Below are 1090 nucleotides of genomic sequence, written 5' to 3'. Positions count from 1 at the left end.
CCGCGTACGCCGCCGGCGCCTCCTCCAACGAGATCGCCGTCGCCCCCACCGCCTTCGCGATCTGCACCTTGTCGTGCAGGATCGCCCGCATCAGACCGTGGTGGTACTTCATCACCGGACACTGCCCCGTCGTGAACGACAACGACTTCGCCCACCCCGTCCCCAGGTCCAACGACAACGACCCCTTCTTCGCCGCCTCGTCCACCCCACCCGGATCCCCCGTCACGTACAGACCCGGGATCCCCAACGCCCCACCCGCCGCCGTCAACTCCATCAACGAGTTCAACACCGTCGCCGGCGCCTCCGACGCCGACCCCGACCCGTGCCCCCGCGCCTCGAACCCGACCGCGTCCACCCCGCAGTCCACCTCCGGAACCCCCAGGATCTGCTCGATCTGATCCCGCGGATCCCCCTTCGACACATCCACCGTCTCGCACCCGAAGCTGCGCGCCCGCTCCAGACGCTCCGCGTTCAGGTCCCCCACGACCACCACCGCCGCCCCCAGCAGCTGCGCGCCGGCCGCCGCGGCCAGACCCACCGGACCCGCCCCCGCCACGTACACCGTCGAACCGACCCCCACCCCGGCCGTCACCGCACCGTGGAACCCCGTCGGGAAGATGTCCGACAACATGGTCAGGTCCAGGATCTTCTCCATCGCCTGATCCCGATCCGGGAACTTCAGACAGTTGAAGTCCGCGTACGGCACCAGCACGTACTCCGCCTGACCCCCCACCCAGCCACCCATGTCCACGTACCCGTACGCCGACCCCGGCCGGTCCGGGTTCACGTTCAGACAGATCCCCGTCTTGCGCTCCTTGCAGTTCCGGCACCGCCCGCACGCGATGTTGAACGGCACCGACACCAGGTCCCCGACCTTCAAGAACTCCACGTCCCGCCCGGTCTCCACCACCTCACCGGTGATCTCATGACCCAGCACCAGGTTCGGCGGCGCCGTCGTCCGACCCCGCACCATGTGCTGGTCCGACCCGCAGATGTTCGTCGCCACCAACTTCAGGATCACCCCGTGATCCACCCGCCGACCCACGTTCGCCGGGTTCACCCCCGGCCCGTCCTTCAGCACGAAATCCGG

The 1090-nt window shown here is 68.9% G+C and carries 1 protein-coding gene; it reads right to left on the bottom strand.

The window, feature by feature from the left end:
- On the bottom strand, positions 1–1090 hold a 1090-nt coding region (gene fdhA, locus ACFFKU_RS18485), incomplete at both ends, for a formaldehyde dehydrogenase, glutathione-independent (protein ID WP_380140338.1).

This window comes from Kineococcus gynurae, from assembly GCF_042433995.1.
GTDB lineage: Bacteria > Actinomycetota > Actinomycetes > Actinomycetales > Kineococcaceae > Kineococcus > Kineococcus gynurae.
The sequence above is the reverse complement of the archived record's forward strand: the minus strand, read 5'-3'. Positions and strand labels throughout refer to the sequence as shown.